Genomic DNA, 19184 nt, shown 5'->3' with positions numbered 1-19184 from the left:
GCGCTTCATCGGCCCGCGCGACACCCACGTCAGGAGCAGTGAGTGACCACCCAGCCCAGTTTCCGCAACGTCGCCATCGTCGCGCACGTCGACCACGGGAAGACGACCCTCGTCGACGCCATGCTGCGGCAGTCCGGCGCGTTCGGAGAGCGTGCCGAGCTGGTGGACCGCGTTATGGACTCCGGTGACCTGGAGAAGGAGAAGGGCATCACCATCCTCGCGAAGAACACGGCCGTGCACCGTGTGAACGAGGACGGCTCCGTCACCGTCATCAACGTGATCGACACGCCCGGCCACGCCGACTTCGGCGGCGAGGTCGAGCGCGGTCTGTCCATGGTCGACGGCGTCGTGTTGCTGGTCGACGCGTCAGAGGGCCCGCTGCCGCAGACCCGGTTCGTCATGCGCAAGGCGTTGGCCGCGTCGCTGCCCGTCATCCTCGTGGTGAACAAGACCGACCGCCCCGACGCCCGGATCGACGAGGTCGTATCCGAGTCGCAGGACCTGCTCCTGGACCTCGCATCGGATCTGTCCGACGAGGCCGCGCAGGCCGCGGAACTCGCGCTCGAACTCCCCGTCGTCTACGCGTCGGGTCGCGAGGGCAAGGCCTCGACCACCGCCCCCGCCAACGGCGAGGTCCCGGCCGCGGACAATCTCGACGAGCTGTTCCAGATCCTGCACGACCACATCCCCGCGCCCAAGGGCGATCGGGACGCCCCGTTGCAGGCGCACGTCACCAACCTCGACGCGTCGTCGTTCCTCGGCCGCATCGCGCTGGTCCGCGTCCACAACGGCACCCTGCGCAAGGGCCAGACGGTGGCGTGGATGCGCGAGGTCGACGGTGAGCCGGTCGTCACCAATGCCAAGGTCACCGAGTTGCTCGCCACCGAGGGGGTCGAGCGTAAGCCCGCTGAGGCGGCCGTCGCGGGCGACATCGTCGCCGTCGCGGGGTTCCCCGACATCATGATCGGCGACACCCTCGCCGACCTGGAGAATCCGGTCGCGCTGCCGCGGATCACCGTCGACCAGCCGGCCATCTCGATCACCATCGGCACCAACACGTCCCCGCTCGTGGGCAAGGTCTCGGGTCACAAGCTCACGGCACGGATGGTCAAGTCGCGGCTCGACGCGGAGCTGATCGGCAACGTATCGCTCAAGGTCCTCGACATCGGCAAGCCCGACCAGTGGGAGGTGCAGGGCCGCGGAGAGTTGGCCCTCGCGATCCTCGTCGAGCAGATGCGGCGTGAGGGTTTCGAACTCACCGTCGGCAAGCCCCAGGTCGTCACCCGCAAGGTCGACGGCAAGGTACACGAGCCGTTCGAGCACCTCACCGTGGACGTGCCCGAGGAGTACCTGGGCTCGGTGACGCAGCTGCTCGCCAATCGCAAGGGCCGCATGGACTCCATGGCCAACCAGGGCACCGGCTGGGTCCGCATGGAGTTCATCGTGCCGTCGCGCGGCCTCATCGGCTTCCGGACCGACTTCCTCACGGAGACCCGCGGTACCGGCATCGCCAACGCGGTCTTCCACGAATACGCCCCGTGGGCGGGTGAGATCCGCGCCCGGCACACCGGTTCGCTCGTGTCGGACCGGCAGGGCAGCGTCACGCCGTTCGCGATGATCCAGCTCGCCGACCGCGGAACGTTCTTCGTGGAGCCCGGCGCCGACACGTACGAGGGCATGGTCGTCGGCATCAACCCGCGCGCCGAGGACCTCGACATCAACGTCACAAAGGAGAAGAAGCTGACCAACATGCGTCAGTCCTCCGCCGACGTCATGGAGACCCTCGCCAAGCCGATCAAACTGGAGCTCGAGGCGGCCATGGAGTTCTGCGCCGCCGACGAGTGCGTCGAGGTCACCCCCGAGGTCGTCCGCGTCCGCAAACTGCATCTCGGTGCCTCCGAGCGTGCCCGTGAGCGCTCGCGCGCCAAGTCCCGGGACCAGGCCGTCTCGTAGATCACACGCGGCTGGCAGGATGGGACGCCTGACGAGGGTGGGGCGAGAAGACGAGCAGGAGGGCCTCGGGTGATCGGACGGGTGCGCAGGCGCAGTCTCCCCGCCGTCCTCGTCGCCCTCGCCCTGATCCCGGTGATGCTGGGTGCCTGCGCCGCCGACCCTCCGCCGGCCGTGCACGGGTCCGACACGTCTACGCCCACCCCGATGCCGGGCGCCACGGGCACGGAGGTCGTAGTCGCCGTCGACGACCTGGGACTCGGCTTCAACCCGCACCTCCAGTCGGATGCGTCGCCCGCCACGCAGGCCCTCGCGGCGATGACGCTGCCCAGCCCGTTCCGCCCCGTTGTGGTGCAGGGCGGACGTACCGAGTACCGGCAGGACACGGACCTCGTGCCGGTCGTGACCCAGCCGACCCCGCTGACCGTGACGTACACGATCCGGCAGGACGCGCAGTGGTCCGACGGCGCGCCGATCAGCGCCGAGGATTTCGTCTATCTGTGGCAGTCGATGATCACCGCGCCGGACACGGCCGGCTCCGCGCCCTACCGGCAGATCGCTTCGATCGACTCCGGTGCAGGGGGCAAGCGCGTCACGGTCCATCTCAAGGCGCCGCTGCCGGGATGGCGGCAGTTGTTCACCGATCTCGTCCCGAGCCACCTCGTGAAGGGTGCGCCGGGAGGTTTCACGGGCGCTATGCGCGACAAGATCCCAGCGTCGGGCGCCGGCTTCCTGGTGAAGAAGGTCGACCTGCAGCGCGACGAGGTCACCCTCGAGCGTAACGATCGCTACTGGATGAGCCCGTCCAAGGTCGATCGCATCGTGATCCGGCGGGGCGGCACCGACACCCAGGTCGCCAACTCGGTACGCACCGGCGACGTGCAGGTCGTCGCGATGCGCGGCGGCGCGTCCCTGCTCGCGCAGCTCGGTTCGATCTACGAGGTCAAGGCCACCGAGACGGCGGCGCCCCGGCTGATGAGCCTCACGCTCAACACCCGGTCGAAGTTCCTGTCCGATGTCGCGGTGCGGCGTGCACTGCTCGCTTCGCTGGACGTGAACCTGCTGACCACCGTCGGTTCGGGCGGCAACACGGTGCGTCCCGCACGGGCGCAGGTCCTGGCACCGTCGAACGCGGGCTACATGCCGACGGCGCCCGCGCGCCCCGCGAACCCGGCCGAGGCCAAGCAACAGCTGGCCGACGCGCTCGCGACCGCCGGTTACACGCTGCAGACCGCGGCCATCCCTCCGACGCAGAGCGCCCCGCCCACCACCGCGTCGGTGCGCGGGCAGGCGACGGTGACCGTGCCCCCGTCGGCGTCGGAGCCGTCCGGTGCGTCCGAGTCGGCGCTGAGCGTGCCGCCGTCTCCTTCTCCGGGGGAGAGCGTGCCGCAGTACGTGCGCGACGGCGTGCCGATGTTCCTGCGGATCGGAGTGGTGGCCGGCAACCAGCAGGCGTTCTCCGTCGCTAGTAACGCGACCGATCAGTTGCGGTCGATGGGCGTCTTCGCATCGGTCGTGACGTTGGACCCGGACAGTCTCACCAGCACCGCGCTGCTCGACGGAACGGTGGACGCCGTCGTCGGATGGAATTCGGTCACGAGTGACCCGGCCGTGCGGCTCGCGTCGCGTGTCTCGTGCCTGCCGCCCGCCGCGGGCACGACGGTCGCGCCATCGGCGTCCGCCTCGCCCGAGGCCTCCGCGACACCCGGTCCGGGGCCGGTCACCGCGACGTCGACGCCGGCGCCGTCGTCGGAGGTGCCGGCGTCGAGCTCGAGCACCAGCGCGAGCGACGCCACCCTGTCGGAGGACGAGGCGGCCAAGCTCGTCGGCGGCAACATCTCTGGGCTGTGCGATGCGGACCTGCAGCAGGTCGCCGATCAGGCGCTCGAGGGCCGTGACGCGGAGAACAGCCTTGCGGCCGCCGACCGGATGCTCTGGCAGGACGCCGTCGAGTTGCCGATCTTCCAGGACGTCACCGTTGCCGCGGTCGCGCCGACTGTACTGGGTGTGACCCTCGCCGGCCCGCTGAGCACGGGTGTGTTCACCGTCCCGGAACAGTGGGAACGGCGGAAGTAGGATCCACCTCATGCCTGATGCCGATCCCGCCGCGGCCCGGCGGCTGATGCTGGTGCACGCGCACCCCGACGACGAGTCGATCACCACGGGCGGGACGATCGCGAGATATCTCGCGGAGGGTGCCGAGGTCACCGTCGTCACCTGCACATTGGGTGAGGTCGGTGAGACCATGGACGACGAGCACGCGCTGCTCACCTATACCGAGGCCGACCAGTTGGGCGGGTGGCGCGCGGGTGAACTGCGCGCGGCACTGGCGGCCCTGAGCCCCGCCGGCGCCCCTCTCTCTCCGCTGTTCCTGGGCGGCATCGGCCGCTGGCGCGACTCGGGCATGGCCGACATGCCGACGGCCGCGCATCCGCGTGCATTCGTCAACGCGCCGAAGGGGTCTGAGCCGGGCACGCCCGTCGCGCAACTCGCCGCTCTGATCCGCGAGCAGAGGCCGCACGTGGTAATCACCTACGACACCGTCGGCGGCTATGGGCATCCCGACCACATCGCTGCGCACCGTGCGACCTTCGCGGCGCTGACCGCGGCGGCCGACCCCGCGTACCCGGGCGGTGCGGCGTGGGACGTTCCCAAGGCGTACTGGACCGTGTCGGGCGAGGGCCAGCTGACCGACGGCGTACTTCGCCTGCAAGAGGACGAGTACGAGCTGCCGGACGGTTGGCACGCTCCCGGGCTCGGCACACTACCCACCCACCCGGACGACGAGCTCACCACGCTCGTCGACGTGTCGGGTGTGCTCGACCGCAAGATCGCGGCATTGCGCGCCCACGCCACGCAGCTGCACGTCGCACCGTCCGGCACGGAGTTCGCGCTCACCAACCGGGTTGCGCAGCCCGTCCTCGACGCCGAGGCGTACGTCCTGGTACGCGGCGAGCCCGGCGAGCGTTACGACGGGTACGAGCGCGACCTGTTCGCGGGGCTCGGTTGAGGTCCGCGCAGCTCGCCGTGTTGGCCCTGTCCGGCGCGGTGTGGGCGGTCGTGGGAACCCTCTATCTGCCGTTCTACCTGGGCGTGGTGCCGATCCCGGTCGCCGCTGTGGTGGCCGGCCTGGGCGTCGCCGCGAACTCGGTCTTCTCGCAACGGCTCGGGGGCGGTTCCTCGGGTGCGCTGCCCGTGCTGGCTTTCCTGTTGACGGTCGCCGTGTTCCTGATGGGCGGGCCGTCCGAGAGCGTCGTCTACAACGATTGGAAGATCGCCGTGCTGCTGGGTTGCGGGGTCGGGTTCCCGGTCCTGGCCTGGTACCTGCGGCTCGCCGAGCGGCTGGATCTGTAGGGCGCTCGGCTGCGGTCGCTAGGGTGGGCGGGGTGAACGCCTTGAGTCCGCGCGAGAGTACCGCGCCCGCCACCGCCGTTTCCGACCGTGAGTTGGCCCGCACGGTCGGCTGCGTCGTGGCAGTGGCGCGGCCCGCCGTCGCCGGCCTGCGCCTCGCCTCGCTGTTAGCCGGCCTGACCCCGGTCCCCGTGGTCAACGCCTATCCCCGACGTGACGCGGCCGGCCGCGCAGACTGGTGGATCCTGCCGGTCGGGACGGCGACGACGGTGCTGGTGGCCTGGCCCTCCGCACTGGGGCCGTTGGCGCGGCTGCTGCCCGTCGGCACGGTCCTCGGTTTCGCCAACCAGACGGTGATCGCTGTCGGCGTGGCGGGAGAGTACGGGGTCACCGACTACCACCAGCAGGTCGAACTGGTCGCGCGTGTGCTCGCCCGGCGGCAGATCGACGCCGCGGAGCTCCTTCCCGAGGTCTCGGTCTCAGCGCTTATCCCGGTGGGTGATGTCGTGGCGCAGGCGCGTTCCGGACTCTTCGGTGTTGTCGGCGCCGCGCGCAGCGTGCTCGGTGGGGTCCGTGCCGCCCAGCGGGCGCTGGGCACGCGGCCGCAGCCGGCACCCGTATTCGATCTCCTCGGTCGCGTCCCCGTGGTCGGCGCGGTCGCCGGGTACCTGGGCGAGAGCGCCACGCTGCGGCCGGTCCGCGACCGCGCTGCCGACGGTGCACGCATCCTGGGTCTGGAGGCGGTGTTCGCGGGATCGCCTGCGGGCGAGGGTGACTGACGCCGGCGCGGCGGTCCGGTACCTGATGAGGTGCCGCTAGCGCCTACGGGAGCGCGCCCGATTCGATGGCCTGGGCGATCTCGAACATTAGGGCCTCTCGGCCGGGCGGGACCACCACTTGGACGCTCGGCCGAAAGCCGTTGTGCGCAGCGGTGATCGGAACGCTGATTGCCGCGTATCCAGCGCCGTTCCAGATCGGCGACGGCCCAGCCCAGCGAATCTGCCGGATCAGCGCGCTGAGGGCGGACAGTTCGTTCCACGCATCGGCCGTGGGCGGCGCATGGGTGATGGTGGGCGTGATCAGCGCATCGAACTCGTCGAAGAACGCTTCGAGGCCCTCGAGTGCATTCCGCTCCGCCGCAGCGGCTCCCGGCAGACGATCGGGGAGAAGGCGGATCAGCTGCGCGAGCTGTCGGGTGCGGCGTTGCACCGTCGACGGATCGATCGAACGCAGCGTAGACCGTGCGCCTACCACGAAGCGCTGAGGTGCGGCGGCGGCGAACGTGCTTGGTGGGGGACCGATCTCGCAGACATCGAAGTCTGCCGCGCTCAACTGCTGCGCTGCGCCCGCCGTGGCGCGCGCAGCGAATTCGGATGGCGGCAGAGCGATTCGGCACTGTGCGATCGCGACTCTAGGGGTCGGTCTGATGTGTACCGGTGGCCGGGCCTCGGCGATGACAGCCGCTACCGTCTCGCAATCGCCCACCGTGCGAGCGATCGGCCCGACCGAGCGCAAGCCGGCCCAATCGCCCTCCGCTGCGGCCTCTTCGGGGCGGGCCGGCTTGTAGCCCACGACGCCGCAGCACGCCGCCGGAATGCGGATCGAGCCGCCCATGTCCGAACCGAGTGCAACCGAGACGAGGCGGCCCGCGACCGCCGCCGCGGATCCTCCCGACGATCCGCCTGCGGTGAGCCCGGGGTAGAGCGGGTTCCGAGTGGTCCCGTGGGCCCGGGACGCAGTGGTCGCCCACAGTGCCCCTTCGGACAGGGCTGTCTTTCCAACGATGACCGCACCTGCTCGGCGGAGCGCCGAGACCGGCGGGTCGTCTGCACAGGCCGTTCGCCCGGCCCGGAGCCCACGGCCGGTGGCGTGGCCGCGGACGGCGATGTCGTCCTTCACTGCGATCGGCACCCCGAGCAGCGGGCGTTCGATCCCGTCGGCACGCTCGCGATCGGCGGCCTCTGCGGTAGCGACCGCCTCTGCATCGAACGTCTCGACGAATGCGCGGAGACGTGGATTCACCTCGTGGATCCGATCGAGGGCTGCGCGCGTGGCGGTAACCGACGAGAGATCGCGCTCCGTCAACATCCGGCGTTGCTCGAGCAGCGGCGCGGCCAGGAACCTCATGCTCACGTCCACGGGGCAACCGTATACGATGATGTACGTGGGCGTACTTCACTTCTCGGAGGCCGGTGGTGTGCCGCTCCCTCGGGGGCGCAGGGATCTGAGCCGTGACGAGGTGATGGACAGTCAACGAGGTCGGCTTCTGGTGGCGATGCTGAGTGCAGTGGCCGCCAAGGGATACGGCGACGTCACCGTGTCAGATGTGACCGAGCGTGCGAGCGTGTCGCGCGCGACCTTCTACCAGTTCTTCGACGGTCGCGAAGCGTGCTTCGAGGCGGCGTATGACGCGGCTGCCGATGTGATGGCGACCGCGATCGGCGAGGCCGTGTCGGGTGAGGGCTCGTTCGAAGTGCGGCTGGCGAGGGGGATCGAGGCGTACTGCACCGTGCTGGAGACGAACAGGGTGCTCGCTCAGGCGGTCCTGTTCGAAGCGGATGCATGCCCCGCGGCACGGCTCCGCAGGATGGCGGCGCTGGACGCGTGGGCGGAGCAACTGGTCCGCCTGGCAGAGGGTGTACCAGGTCCGCCGATCCCTGTGCCGTGGGCGCACGCGGCCGTCGGCGCTGTGACACATCTCTCCCGAATCGCGCTGGCGCAGGCGGACGCCCGCGACATCGAAGCGATCGCCGAACCTGCTACCCGGGCGGTACTGGTGCTGCTCGGGCGTGCCCCGGGGGAGCGGTAGGAACGGTCGGTTCGCGTGATCGGGGGATTACGAGATCAGGCCCACGATGGTGGCGCTGATGAAGGAGACCAGCGTCGCTCCGTAGAGCAGCTTGAGACCGAATCGCGCGATCTGATCGCCCTGTTCGGGGGCGAGCGACTTCGCGGCGCCTGCGATGATGCCGATGGAGCTGAAATTCGCGAAGGAGACCAGGAACGTCTGCACGATGGCGGTCGAGCGCTCCGACAGGTGCACCTGGCCGCCGGGTGCGCTGGGGGTGAACGACAGCATCGCGACGAACTCGTTGGACACGAGCTTCGTCGCCATGATCTCACCGGCGGTGACGCTCTCGTGCCAGGGCACACCGGTGAGGAAGGCCAGTGGGGCGAATGCGTGACCCAGGACGTCCTGGAACGTCGTGCCGCCCAAGACGGCTGCGAAGATGCCGTTGATCAGCGCGATCAGTGCCACGAAGCCGACCAGCATCGCGGCCACGGTGAGCGCTACCTTCGCGCCGTCCAGGATGTACTCGCCGAGCATCTCGAAGAACGACTGCTTCTTGCGTTCCACGGCGACGAGCCGGTTCTCCTCCTCGGTGAGCTCGTACGGGTTGATCAGCGACACCACGATGAAGCCGCCGAACAGGTTCAGCACGATCGCCGCCACGACGTACCGCGGCTCGATCATCACCATGTAGGAGCCGACGATGGACATCGACACCGTGGACATCGCCGACGCCGACAGGGTGTAGACCCGGTGCGATGGCAGCTCGGGAAGGATCCTCTTGATCGCGATGAAGTTCTCGGACTGGCCGATGATGGCCGACGAGACCGCATTGAACGACTCCAGCCGCCCCATGCCCGTCACGTACGACAGCGCGAGACCCAGGTACTTGATGACCAGCGGCAACACCCGGATGTACTGCAGGATGCCGATCAGGGATGCGATGAAGATGATCGGGATCAGTACCGTGAGCATGAACGGCCCGGAGCCGTCCTTCTTGACGTCGACGAGGCCACCGAACACGAAGTGCGCGCCCTCCCCGGCATAGCCGAGGAGGTGCTCGAAGAGATTGGCGAAGGCGTCGATCACGGCCTTGCCGACGCCGGTCTTGAGCATCAGCAGACCGAGGAGGACCTGTATGACCAGCATCCCTACGATGTATGGGGCTTTCTTTCGCAGCAGTCGTACGTCGCGCGCCGGAGCGAATGCGAGCGCCAGGAAGACGACGAGGCCCACGATCCCGATGAGTATGTGCACAGGGTAATTAGAGCGTCGGTCTGCGCTCGGCGCCGGACAACACGCGAAAGCGTGAGCGCAAACCTGGGCGGCGGCCGCGGGTTAGGGCACACTTCTTTGTTGGCCTTCCGGGGGCCGCGCGATACTGGGCGAGACGTTTTCGGAGCACCGAAGGAGTGATGAGGTGACGTACACCATCGCAGAACCCTGCGTGGATGTCATGGACAAGGCCTGCATCGAGGAGTGCCCCGTCGACTGTATCTATGAGGGTAACCGGTCCCTCTACATCCACCCGGACGAATGCGTGGACTGCGGAGCCTGCGAGCCGGTGTGCCCCGTCGAGGCGATCTTCTACGAGGACGACGTGCCCGACGAGTGGACCGACTACATCAATGCCAACATCGATTTCTTCAACGACATCGGGTCGCCGGGCGGTGCGGCGAAGGTCGGTAAGATCGACCACGATCACGAGTTCATCAAGAACTTGCCCCCGATGAACCAGGAGTAGTCACTCGTGCGTGTGAGTCCTGCGTCGCGCCTTCCCGACTTTCCGTGGGACACACTGGCGGATGCCAAGGCGACCGCGGCCGCGCACCCCGGGGGCATCGTCGACCTCTCGGTGGGCACGCCCGTCGATCCGGTGGCCGAGCCGATCCGGAGGGCCCTGTACGAGGGTTCGGAGTTTCCCGGCTACCCGGCGACCATCGGGACCGGCGCGCTGCGTGAGGCTGCTGCGGCGGCGCTGAACAGGCGATACGCAGCTGTCGAGCTGCCCGAGAGCGGGATCCTGCCGGTGATCGGGACCAAGGAGGCCATCGCCTGGCTGCCGTCCACTCTGGGGCTGGGGGCGGGGGACACCGTCGTCATCCCGGAGGTGGCGTACCCGACGTACGAGGTGGGCGCCCTGCTCGCGGGGGCGACTCCGGTACGTGCCGACGGCACTGCTCAGCTCGGCCCCGCGCGTCCGAAGCTGCTGTTCCTGAACTCACCGTCGAACCCGACCGGCAAGGTCCTGCCGACCTCACACCTGCGGAAGGTGGTGGCCTGGGCGCGGGAGCGCGGCGTCATCGTCGCCTCCGACGAGTGCTACCTCGGCCTCGCGTGGGACGCCGAGCCCGTCTCGGTTCTGGACCCCCGGGTCAACGACGGTGACGTCACCGGTCTCATCGCCATTCACTCGCTGTCCAAGACATCCAACCTGGCGTCGTATCGGGCGGGGTTCCTGGCGGGCGACTCGGCCCTGATCGGTGAGCTCGCCGCGGTGCGGAAGCACGCCGGGCTCATCGTCCCGTTCCCCGTGCAGGCGGCCATGACGTATGCGCTGTCGGTCGACGAGCACGAGGCGGAGCAGCGCGAGCGCTACGCCCGGCGCCGCGGCGACCTGAAGAAGGCGGTGGAGGGCGCGGGCTTCCGCGTCGACCATTCGGAGGCCGGCCTGTACCTGTGGTCCACCCGAGACGAGCCGTGCCGCGATACCGTGGCCTGGCTGGCCGAGCGGGGGATCCTCGTCGCGCCGGGCGAGTTCTACGGCCCCGCCGGTGCGCGGCACGTGCGGATCGCGATGACGGCGACCGACGAGCGCATCTCGGCCGCTGCGGAGCGGCTCTCGTGAATCGCCGCGGAGCGACGCTCGCGACTACCGCCGCGGGCCGACCGGCGGCCTGATGCTCACCGGGGTCTCGACGGCGTGGCGTCCCGAGATCGCGGGCCTGCTCGCCGAGCTGCAGCCCTGTTTCACCGAGGTGGTCGCGGAGAACATCGATCCCGACAGGGTCCCGGCGGAGTTGTCTGCACTCGTCACGGCGGGCGTGGAGGTCATCCCGCACGGTGTCACGTTATCGCTGGCCGGCGCATCCGAGCCCGACGGTGCGCGGCTCGCCCGGCTCGCCGCCCTGGCCGAGGGATTCGGGGCGTCGCTGGTCTCGGAACACCTCGCCTTCGTGCGGGCAGGCGCGCCGGGCGGTGACTCCCCGCACGCGAGGGTCCTCGAGGCCGGGCATCTGATGCCCGCGCCGCGGACTCGGGAGTCCCTGGACGTGCTCGTCGATAACGTTCGATATGCGTTGGACGCCTTGCCGGTTCCACTCGCCGTCGAGAACATCGCAGCCTTGTTCACGTGGCCCGAGGACGAATTCGACGAGCCCGCCTATCTCACGGAGCTGTGCTCCCGGACACCCGTATCGCTGGTCTTCGATGTCGCGAACCTGTACGCCGCGGCGCTCGCACGGGGTATCGACCCGGTCGCGGAGATCGAGCGGTACCCGCTCGAGCGGATTGCGTATGTGCACGTCGGTGGCGGGCGGTTCGCTGCCGACGGACTCTATCTCGACTCGCATTCGGATCCCGTGGTCGATGAGGTTCTGGACCTCCTGCGCGAGTGGCGGATGGTGCAGATGCGGCGCACGGGGCCTCATCTGCCCGGAGTGTTGTTGGAACGAGACGAGAACGTTACCCACGAGTACGTGGCGTCGGACATGCTGAGGGTCACGAAGGCGATTGCTCGGCCGGCCTGAGAGGAGGGTGATATGCCCACTGCGACAACCGATCTCCAGTCTCGATGCCGCCTCGCGGCTCGTCAGACCGAGGTGTTGGACGCGATGCTCGCGGGCCGCGTCCCCGATGGTTTCGATCCGCGGGGTGTGCATCGCAGCATCCGCATCCTGCACGGGAAGCGGGCGTCTTCCGCGGCCCGTGCATTTCCGCCGCTGCGCCGGCTGCCCGGCTGGCCCGAGGTCTTCTTCGCCTATGCGGGTGAGGGACCGAAGCGCGGCTGTTCCGCTGAGGACGCGCGGGAGTTCATCGCATGGCTGCGCTGCCATGCCGCCCGAGACCAGCGCCGATGGATTCGCGCGGAGGAGCAGAGGGTAGGAATCCGTTCGGGCAGGAGGTGGTGGACGTGGTCATCGGTCTGATCGTCCTCGCGATCTTCGTTGTGCTGGTGGTGGGGCTGTGGCGGCTGGGCAGCGAGTCCGCGCCCGAGCACCGCCCCGACTACCGGAGCGTCGCCCGCAAACGGCGGGTGCGTCGAGGGATCGCCGGCGGTTCCACCGGAGGCGGTGCCTGGTTCCTGGGCGACGGTGGCTCCAGTTGGGGAGAGACCGGCGGCCACCATGGCGGAGGACATCATTCGTGCGGTGGAGGCCACTCCTGCGGCGGTTCGTCCTGCGGTGGCGGTTCCGGCTGCGGTGGAGGCGGCTGCGGCGGCAGCTGACGGTCAGAAGAGATCAGAAGAGAGCGAGGACTGGATGATCGAACTGCTGATAGGAATTCTGGTGATCGCGGCGGTGATCGGTGTACCCGTGTACGTCGCCTCGCGGATGTCGAGCGAGAGCGGAAGCCGATGGTTCGGCAGCGGACGCCGGGGCAATGGTGGGCCCGATAGGGATTTCCGCGGGCCCTTCGGCAGTTGAGCCGACTGGATCGCTGGACCGTCCGCTGAGATCCGCGGGGGCGGGGCGGACTCGCCGGCGCCTGGTGCGGGTGGACGGACGGGCCGTGCAGGGGCAGGCTGGTAGGCATGGAACTCGGAATCCACGTACCAGTATTCGACATCGACGGTGGAGACGCCGCCATCGCCCCTGAACTCGTCCGCGTCGGTGCGGCCGCGGAATCGGCAGGCGCCACCTGGCTGTCGTTCATGGACCACTACTTCCAGATCGAACCCACCGGCCTCCCTGCGGAGGCCAACATGTTGGAGGGTTATACCGCGCTTGGATTCCTTGCAGCGCAGACTAAGTCGATCGAACTGGGACTGCTCGTCACCGGCGTCACCTACCGGCACCCGGGGCTGCTTGCGAAGATCGTGACCACTCTCGACGTGCTTTCGGGTGGTCGGGCGGTGCTGGGCATCGGCGCGGCGTGGTTCGAGCGGGAGCATCGCGGGCTGGGCATCGCCTATCCGCCCGTCGCCGAGCGTTTCGAACTGCTCGAAGAGACACTGCAGATCTGCAGGCAGATGTGGGACCAGTCCAACGACGGCGAGTTCACCAGCAAGCATTTCCAGCTCGCCGAGACTCTGTGCCATCCGGCCCCGCTGCACCCGATCCCGGTGCTCATCGGCGGGGGAGGGGAGAAGAAGACGCTGCGGCTGGTCGCGCAGTACGCGGACCGCTGCAACCTGTTCGCCACGACCCCCGACGACGTCGCGCACAAGCTCGATGTGCTGCGCGGGCACTGCGACGCGGTGGGGCGTGACTTTGCCGATATCCGTGTCACCGTACTGGCTCACGGTCTCACACCGGAGACCGTGGATGAGTTCGCCTCTTCGATGGAACCGTATGCGGCGCTGGGTGTCTCGCAGGCCATCGTGACGCCGGTGGGCGGTTCGCCGTCCGCGTGGATCGACGGCGTCGCGCCGGTGGTCCCGAAACTCGCGGAGCTCTAGCGGAGGTCGACTCGGACCGTGAGCAGGTCCGTGCCGACGAGCCTGACGGCCAGGCTGTTGAGGAAGGGCAGGGTGCGCAGGCGGGCCCGTGGATCGTCGTCGTCGACGGGCGTCGCGATGCCCTCGTGCCACCGTGAGCCGATCCGCACGCGCACCCGCGGGTCTGCCTCCAGGTTGCGGACGTACTGCGAGCGGCGACCGAATTCGCTGACGAGCCAGAACGTCTCGCCGTCGAGGCGCCCTCCGACCGGCGTCTGACGCGGCAGCCCGCTCGTCCTGCCGATGGTCTCGAGAACCGCCTCGCCGGGGACGTGCGGAGCCAGTCGCCGGGCGACAGGGTTCGCCACGTGGCGCTGGAACCCCCACACCGCTCGCCTCCACGCGTCGGAGGCGCCGCGGCCGGGAACCGGCACGCCGGCGCGGCGGGCGCGTTCGTCGCCCACCCTCGTGACCGCGCCCAGGACGACCCGGAACAACAGTCGCGAGGGTGGGAGCGCGTAGGCGAGCCGCGTGTGCGGCGCGTACCGCACCGTGCCGCCGTCGCCGGTGGTGAGCCAGCCGGTGAGGGCGAGCAGCCGCTGTCCGAGGGCGCCATCGGAGAACCAGTGGCCCGTCAGCCCGGCGCGGCGAGAGCCGGGAGGGGCAGGAATCGCGGTGCGCAGGGTGATCCCGTCCCGGTCCGCCGAGACGATGTCCGCCGTCGAGACGACCGGATAGCCGTCCGTCCCGACCCATCCCAGCAACCTGTGCGGCCGACGGCCGAGGCGGCGGGCCGCGCGTCCGGCGTCGACGCGGGGATCGGTGCCGTTCGCCGGGGGTTGCTGCGAAGGCGGCTGATCGCCGGGCTCGGGTGTGCCCGCCACGACCGTCGGCGGCGTGTCCCCGTCGGACACCGTGACCCGGCGCGCGTCCACCCGCACGATCACTCGGTTCCACCAGAACGGTGCCAGAACGCGATTCCACGGCCCACCACCGAGGTCGCCCGGCCCGAGCCGTACCCCCGGCCGGGCCAGGAGGCGTGTCAGCACGGCGCGATCCGGTGCCCAGTCGAACCGCGCATCGCCCTGAACGAGGATGCGCGTGCGGCTCCCGCCCGTGCCGTGCTCGCGCGCATGAAAGTACAGGGCCACCGACGGATTGCGTTCCAGGCGGCGCAGTTTCGTGAACGCCGCTAGTGCGCTCGTGAACGTCGCAGTCTGCGTGGACGCGTCCCAGCCGAAGTTGTTGACGGGAGTCACGACTACGCCCCGGAGCGGCGTCACCTGGGCCAGTGCGATCACCTGGTCGCCGTCGAGCAGGTCGATGAGCGCGGAGGAGAGGGTGGCCGGCTCGGGCATGGCGACTCCAATTAATGGTCGGTCCGTCTCGTAATTATTACGAGACGAAGCGTACGTTAAATTGTGGGCATGCCGCAACGCTCACCGGGCAGGCCGCGCAGCGACGAGGTCCGCCGGACCATCCTGGCCGCCGCCACCGCTCTGGTGATCGAGGGCGGCTACGGCGCCGCGACGATGCAGGCGATCGCGCGTCGAGCCGGTGCGAGCAAGCAGACGGTCTACCGCTGGTGGCCGTCGCCCGGCGCGATCGTGCTCGAGGCGCTTGTCGACGGCGCGGCGGTGATAGCGCCCCCGGAGGAATCGGGCGATCTCGAGCACGACATGCCCGCATTCGTACGCCGGACTGTGCTCGGGGTGCGGGGCAAGGTGGCGCGGCTGCTCGCCGCGGTGATGGCGGAGGCGCAGCGCGACCCCGTCTTCGCATCTACTCTGCGCGAGGGGTTCCTGGCGCACCGCCGGAACATGTTGGCAGCCATGCTCGCTGCCGCGCGGGACCGCGGCGAGATCCGCGGCGATGTCGACGTCGCGCTCGTGTCGGAGGTCGTATTCGGGACGCTCTGGTACCGCCTGCTCGCGGCGAGTGGGCCTATCGACGAGAGCTTCGCCGACGACATGATCGGCGTCGTGTGGGCACTGGTGCGGTGACGTCGGGTCAGGCGACGCACTCGTCGCCGATTCCCTCGCGGCGCTGCTCCCCAGCGGAGCCGGCGGCTAGTTCTTGTGCAGCGCCGCGTTGAGCTCGACGCCCTCGCTCTTCCAGGGCACGACCTCGACGGCTCCGGTCACGGAGTTTCGGCGGAACAGCAGGTTCGACCGCCCGGCCAGCTCACGCGCCTTCACCTGTGTTCCGTCGGGGCCGGTGACCTTGGTGCCGGCAGTCAAGTAGAGGCCGGCCTCTAGAACGCAGTCGTCGCCGAGCGGGATTCCGAGGCCCGAGTTGGCGCCTAGGAGGCAGCGCTCGCCGAGCGAGATGACCTCCTTGCCGCCGCCTGACAGTGTGCCCATCGTGGATGCGCCACCGCCCACGTCGGAGTGGTCGCCGATGACGACGCCCGCGGAGACGCGCCCCTCGATCATCGCGTTACCGAGGGAACCGGCGTTGAAGTTGACGAACCCCTCGTGCATCACCGTGGTGCCGTCGGCGAGATGCGCACCGAGGCGTACCCGGTCGGCGTCGCCGATCCGTACGCCGGACGGCAGGACGTAGTCGACCATGCGCGGGAACTTGTCGACCGAGTAGACGGTGACGGGGCCCCGGGCACGCAGTGCGGCGCGCACGGACTCGAAACCGGTCACTGCGCACGGTCCGTGATTGGTCCACACCACGTTGGCGAGCAGCCCGAACTGTCCCTCGAGGCTCAGGCCGTGCGGCTGTACCAGGCGGTGCGACAGCAGGTGCAGCCGCAGGTAGACGTCGTGCGCGTCGACGGGCGCAGCCGCGAGATCCGCGATCGTGGTCTCGACGAGCACCGTCTCGACTCTGCGCGCCTCGTCGTTGCCGGCCAGCGCGGCGAGCGCGGCGACGGGCGATCCGCTGCCGGCGCCGGTGGTCCCGTCGACGACGATGCTGCCCGTCTCGCCGGCGCCGTCGGTCAGCTCGGGGGCCGGGTACCAGGTGTCGAGGACCGACCCGTCCTCGGCGATGGTGGCCAGTCCGAATGCATGCGCTCCGTGGTTCGTCACGTATAGAGGCTACTAAAGCCGTCGGCCCGGCCGCCGCGTCGGCCGATAGGGTCGGGCCCATCCTTATCCACCGCAAGGGGTCTACCGGGAAGGGGATGTGCATGGGCGCCAACGTGGTCGGTCGTTCGAAGGGCGCAGTCGTCGAGGTGAGGACGATGGAGCTGTTCTTCGACCTGGTCTACGTCTTCGCGGTCAGCCAGTTGGCCGGCTTCCTGTACGAGCACCTCACAGGTCGCGGTTCGATCGAGGCGCTCGTGCTGTTCGGCGGCGTCTGGTGGGTGTGGAACTACACGACGTGGGCGACCAACTTCATCGACCCCGACCGCCTGCCGGTACGGCTGTTGATGGTCACGTTGATGCTGCTGTCCCTGGTCATGGCGGACGGCATAGCCGAGTCGTTCGGCGAGCGCGGGCCGCAGTTCGCGATCGCCCTGGCCCTGATGCAGGTCGTGCGGCCGCTGTTCGTGATCGTGACCATGTGGGGACACCAGATCGCGCGCAACTACCTCCAGCTCGGGCTGTGGTCGGCGGTTGCGGCCGCGGTCTGGATCGCGGGTGCGTTCTGCGAACCACATGTGCGGCTCTACGTCTGGATCGCAGCCCTCACGATCGACGTCGCCGCACCGCTGGTGAACACCTACGTCCCCGGACTCGGCGGAATCCCGATGACGCAGTGGCGACTGTCGCCCGGGCACCTGGTGGAGCGCAATCGGCTGATCGTGATCATCGCGCTGGGCGAATCGGTGCTCTCGATCGGCCGCGAGTTCATGCACATGGACACGTCCGCCGCGTCGATCCTGTTGCTGGTGATCGCCTTCGCGACGACTGTGTCGTTCTGGTGGTTGTACTTCGCGCGGCACGCCGATCACGCGGAGCGCGGCCTCGAGGAGGCCGAGGATCCGACGTCGCTGGCACGTGGCGGGTACGCCTATGCACACGCGGTGCTCGTCGCCGGCATCATCGTCACCGCCGTGGGCGCGGAGGTGTTGCTCGGTCACCCGGACGAGCACACGGGGCCTGCACAGGCCCTCGTGGTCGCGGGCGGGCCCGCGCTGTTCTTCGTGGGCATATCGCTGTTCGTCGCGTCGACCGCGGGGCTCGACCGGATCGAGACGGTCGTCGCTGCATGGACCGTCGCGCTCTTCGTGGCGCTCGGCGCGGTCGCGGCCGCCGCGGGGCTCGCGGTCCAGGTTCTGGCCGGCGCGGTTGCAGTCGTCCTATTGCTCACCGTCGGGATCGCCGCGTGGCACGAGAGAGCCGCGCGCCGGCCGTGAACCGGCGTCCCGGACCAGCCGAGGCGGCGGCGATGCCTGCGCCGACCGCCGCCGCGGCTGCCGCGACTTCGAATGCGACCGTGTAGCCGGCGTGGCTCACCAGCGTCCCACTGACCGGTCCCGCCACCAGGATTCCGAGATCCCACAGTGACGTCATCGCGCCCATCGCAGCGCCCGCGTTGTGCTGGGCGGCGGAGCGGAGCGTCATCCGCGAGGTCGCCGGGTAGATCAGTGCAACGCCCGCGCCGGCGAGTGCGATCGCGGCCAGCACCGTCGGGTCGCCCAGCAACGGCAGCACGGCCAGACCGAGCGCGGAGACCAGCATCGTCGCCACCGCCACGCGGGCACCGCCGATCCGATCGACCGCTGGGCTGCCCGCGGCACGGATCACAAGGAATGCCAGCGAGAACACCGCGAGCGCGAGGCCCTCGACATTGCTGCGCCGGCCCGCAAGGTACAGGACCAGGATCGACGCGATGGTTCCGTAGCCGTATGCGGCGAGGCCCAGGATGGCGCCCGGTGTGTGCCATCCGCTGGGCAGGATCGACGACCGCTCGGGCGCGGTCGCCTCGGTCGTGTCGCGCAGCCCGGTGACGAGCACGATCGATGCCACGGGCAGTGCCGCCACGGTCAGCCAGGCTGCGCGGTCCGAGCCGCCTGTCGATGACAGTACGGTCGCCAGCAGTGGGCCGCACGAGAGTCCGGACCACATCGACAAGCCGAACCACCCGGCTTGGCGCGCGGCTCCGCTTCCGGTCGACAGCCGCAGCACCCACGGCAGGGTGCCCGAGAACAAGGCCGCCTCGCCGACGCCCATCGCGAGCCGGGCGACGACGATCGCCCACAGGCCGGGAGCCACCAGGTGGCCGAGCGCGCCCACCGCCGTCAGCACCGCGCCCGCGGTCGCGGTCCGCTGTGACAGGCCCAAGTCCCCCCGGCGCCCCGCGATCGGTCGGAACACCGCGCTCGCCGCGAACGCGACCCCGACGCAGATCCCGACGGCCAGCGGCCCCGCGTGAAAGCGCGAGGTCAGATAGCCGGGCAGCAACTGGATCGTGGCGCCGAGAGTGGTGTAGCCGCAGAACACGGCGAGCCACAGGCGTGCGATGACGGTGCTCGTGGATGCCACGGGCCGGGACGATACCAGTCTGTACTGCATGAGTACAGACTGGTACTGA

At 69.5% G+C, this 19184-nt stretch carries 19 protein-coding genes; 14 read left to right on the top strand and 5 right to left on the bottom strand.

The features are described from left to right. The first annotated feature begins 42 nt into the window (after nt 1–42). The 5 genes from typA (at nt 43) to P0W64_RS06360 (ending at nt 6080) form a co-directional block, all read left to right on the top strand. On the top strand, nt 43–1953 hold the full coding sequence (gene typA / locus P0W64_RS06380) for a translational GTPase TypA (RefSeq protein ID WP_275479242.1): 1911 nt from the start codon (nt 43–45) through the stop codon (nt 1951–1953). Nucleotides 1954–2022: 69 nt separating this feature from the next. Continuing rightward, nucleotides 2023–4026 carry an ABC transporter substrate-binding protein gene (locus P0W64_RS06375; protein WP_275479241.1) on the top strand — a complete coding sequence of 668 codons (2004 nt, stop codon included), beginning with the start codon at nt 2023–2025 and terminating at the stop codon, nt 4024–4026. A 10-nt stretch (nt 4027–4036) separates the two neighbouring features. Beyond that, nucleotides 4037–4960: an N-acetyl-1-D-myo-inositol-2-amino-2-deoxy-alpha-D-glucopyranoside deacetylase gene (gene mshB, locus P0W64_RS06370; protein ID WP_275479240.1), complete on the top strand. Its 924-nt coding sequence runs from the start codon at nt 4037–4039 to the stop codon at nt 4958–4960. Continuing rightward, nucleotides 4957–5304 (top strand): hypothetical protein, encoded by a 348-nt coding sequence (locus P0W64_RS06365; protein ID WP_275479239.1) that lies wholly within the window; start codon nt 4957–4959, stop codon nt 5302–5304. The genes mshB and P0W64_RS06365 overlap by 4 nt, the downstream gene beginning before the upstream one ends. 32 nt (nt 5305–5336) lie before the next feature. Then, nucleotides 5337–6080 carry a hypothetical protein gene (locus tag P0W64_RS06360; RefSeq protein WP_275479238.1) on the top strand — a complete coding sequence of 248 codons (744 nt, stop codon included), beginning with the start codon at nt 5337–5339 and terminating at the stop codon, nt 6078–6080. A gap of 43 nt (nt 6081–6123) precedes the next feature. Here the strand turns inward: P0W64_RS06360 and P0W64_RS06355 are convergent, their stop codons facing one another. After that, complete coding sequence (locus P0W64_RS06355) at nt 6124–7440, bottom strand: amidase (protein WP_275479237.1); 1317 nt, start codon at nt 7438–7440, stop codon at nt 6124–6126. A gap of 25 nt (nt 7441–7465) precedes the next feature. Here P0W64_RS06355 and P0W64_RS06350 point away from each other — a divergent pair, with 25 nt between their 5' ends. Further along, on the top strand, nt 7466–8110 hold the full coding sequence (locus tag P0W64_RS06350; protein WP_275479236.1) for a TetR/AcrR family transcriptional regulator: 645 nt from the start codon (nt 7466–7468) through the stop codon (nt 8108–8110). A 27-nt stretch (nt 8111–8137) separates the two neighbouring features. Here P0W64_RS06350 and P0W64_RS06345 read toward each other — a convergent pair whose 3' ends face one another. Next, nucleotides 8138–9349, bottom strand: coding sequence for a nucleoside transporter C-terminal domain-containing protein (locus P0W64_RS06345; RefSeq protein WP_275479235.1), 1212 nt, complete (start codon nt 9347–9349; stop codon nt 8138–8140). 163 nt (nt 9350–9512) lie between these two features. Between P0W64_RS06345 and fdxA the strand changes: the two genes are divergently transcribed. The 6 genes from fdxA (at nt 9513) to P0W64_RS06315 (ending at nt 13712) form a co-directional block, all read left to right on the top strand. Then, on the top strand, nt 9513–9836 hold the full coding sequence (gene fdxA / locus P0W64_RS06340; RefSeq protein ID WP_275479234.1) for a ferredoxin: 324 nt from the start codon (nt 9513–9515) through the stop codon (nt 9834–9836). A 6-nt stretch (nt 9837–9842) separates the two neighbouring features. Further along, nucleotides 9843–10940 carry a succinyldiaminopimelate transaminase gene (gene dapC / locus P0W64_RS06335; RefSeq protein ID WP_275479233.1) on the top strand — a complete coding sequence of 366 codons (1098 nt, stop codon included), beginning with the start codon at nt 9843–9845 and terminating at the stop codon, nt 10938–10940. Nucleotides 10941–10992: 52 nt separating this feature from the next. Then, nucleotides 10993–11841, top strand: coding sequence for a DUF692 family multinuclear iron-containing protein (locus P0W64_RS06330; RefSeq protein ID WP_275479232.1), 849 nt, complete (start codon nt 10993–10995; stop codon nt 11839–11841). Nucleotides 11842–11853: 12 nt separating this feature from the next. Then, entirely contained in the window at nt 11854–12240 is a 387-nt protein-coding gene (locus tag P0W64_RS06325; protein WP_275479231.1) for a hypothetical protein, read from the top strand. Between the two features lie 198 nt (nt 12241–12438). Then, nucleotides 12439–12738, top strand: coding sequence for a hypothetical protein (locus P0W64_RS06320; RefSeq protein ID WP_275479230.1), 300 nt, complete (start codon nt 12439–12441; stop codon nt 12736–12738). Nucleotides 12739–12845: 107 nt separating this feature from the next. Next, nucleotides 12846–13712: an LLM class F420-dependent oxidoreductase gene (locus P0W64_RS06315; protein ID WP_275479229.1), complete on the top strand. Its 867-nt coding sequence runs from the start codon at nt 12846–12848 to the stop codon at nt 13710–13712. Here P0W64_RS06315 and P0W64_RS06310 read toward each other — a convergent pair. After that, complete coding sequence (locus tag P0W64_RS06310; RefSeq protein WP_275479412.1) at nt 13709–14125, bottom strand: nitroreductase/quinone reductase family protein; 417 nt, start codon at nt 14123–14125, stop codon at nt 13709–13711. The genes P0W64_RS06315 and P0W64_RS06310 overlap by 4 nt on opposite strands. Before the next feature lie 993 nt (nt 14126–15118). Here P0W64_RS06310 and P0W64_RS06300 point away from each other — a divergent pair. Beyond that, nucleotides 15119–15694 carry a TetR/AcrR family transcriptional regulator gene (locus P0W64_RS06300; protein WP_275479228.1) on the top strand — a complete coding sequence of 192 codons (576 nt, stop codon included), beginning with the start codon at nt 15119–15121 and terminating at the stop codon, nt 15692–15694. A gap of 66 nt (nt 15695–15760) precedes the next feature. On the opposite strand, the gene dapD is transcribed toward P0W64_RS06300, so the two are convergent. Continuing rightward, nucleotides 15761–16732: a 2,3,4,5-tetrahydropyridine-2,6-dicarboxylate N-succinyltransferase gene (gene dapD, locus P0W64_RS06295; RefSeq protein ID WP_275479227.1), complete on the bottom strand. Its 972-nt coding sequence runs from the start codon at nt 16730–16732 to the stop codon at nt 15761–15763. Nucleotides 16733–16833: 101 nt separating this feature from the next. On the opposite strand from dapD, the gene P0W64_RS06290 reads away from it, so the two are divergent. After that, entirely contained in the window at nt 16834–18006 is a 1173-nt protein-coding gene (locus tag P0W64_RS06290; protein WP_275479226.1) for a low temperature requirement protein A, read from the top strand. On the opposite strand, the gene P0W64_RS06285 is transcribed toward P0W64_RS06290, so the two are convergent. Beyond that, the gene (locus tag P0W64_RS06285; RefSeq protein ID WP_275479225.1) at nt 17957–19135 is read right to left on the bottom strand and encodes an MFS transporter; all 1179 of its coding nucleotides are present in this window, start codon (nt 19133–19135) and stop codon (nt 17957–17959) included. The genes P0W64_RS06290 and P0W64_RS06285 overlap by 50 nt on opposite strands. Nucleotides 19136–19184: the final 49 nt, after the last annotated feature.

The organism is Tsukamurella sp. 8F (assembly GCF_029167375.1).
GTDB lineage: Bacteria > Actinomycetota > Actinomycetes > Mycobacteriales > Mycobacteriaceae > Tsukamurella.
The sequence above is the reverse complement of the archived record's forward strand: the minus strand, read 5'-3'. Positions and strand labels throughout refer to the sequence as shown.

Coding starts and splice junctions, on each gene's coding strand:
- mshB (WP_275479240.1), top strand. CDS start 4,037: ATGCCTGATGCCGATCCCGCCGCGGCCCGGCGGCTGATGCTGGTGCAC.
- P0W64_RS06330 (WP_275479232.1), top strand. CDS start 10,993: ATGCTCACCGGGGTCTCGACGGCGTGGCGTCCCGAGATCGCGGGCCTG.
- P0W64_RS06325 (WP_275479231.1), top strand. CDS start 11,854: ATGCCCACTGCGACAACCGATCTCCAGTCTCGATGCCGCCTCGCGGCT.
- P0W64_RS06320 (WP_275479230.1), top strand. CDS start 12,439: ATGGCGGAGGACATCATTCGTGCGGTGGAGGCCACTCCTGCGGCGGTT.
- P0W64_RS06315 (WP_275479229.1), top strand. CDS start 12,846: ATGGAACTCGGAATCCACGTACCAGTATTCGACATCGACGGTGGAGAC.
- P0W64_RS06300 (WP_275479228.1), top strand. CDS start 15,119: ATGCCGCAACGCTCACCGGGCAGGCCGCGCAGCGACGAGGTCCGCCGG.
- P0W64_RS06290 (WP_275479226.1), top strand. CDS start 16,834: ATGGGCGCCAACGTGGTCGGTCGTTCGAAGGGCGCAGTCGTCGAGGTG.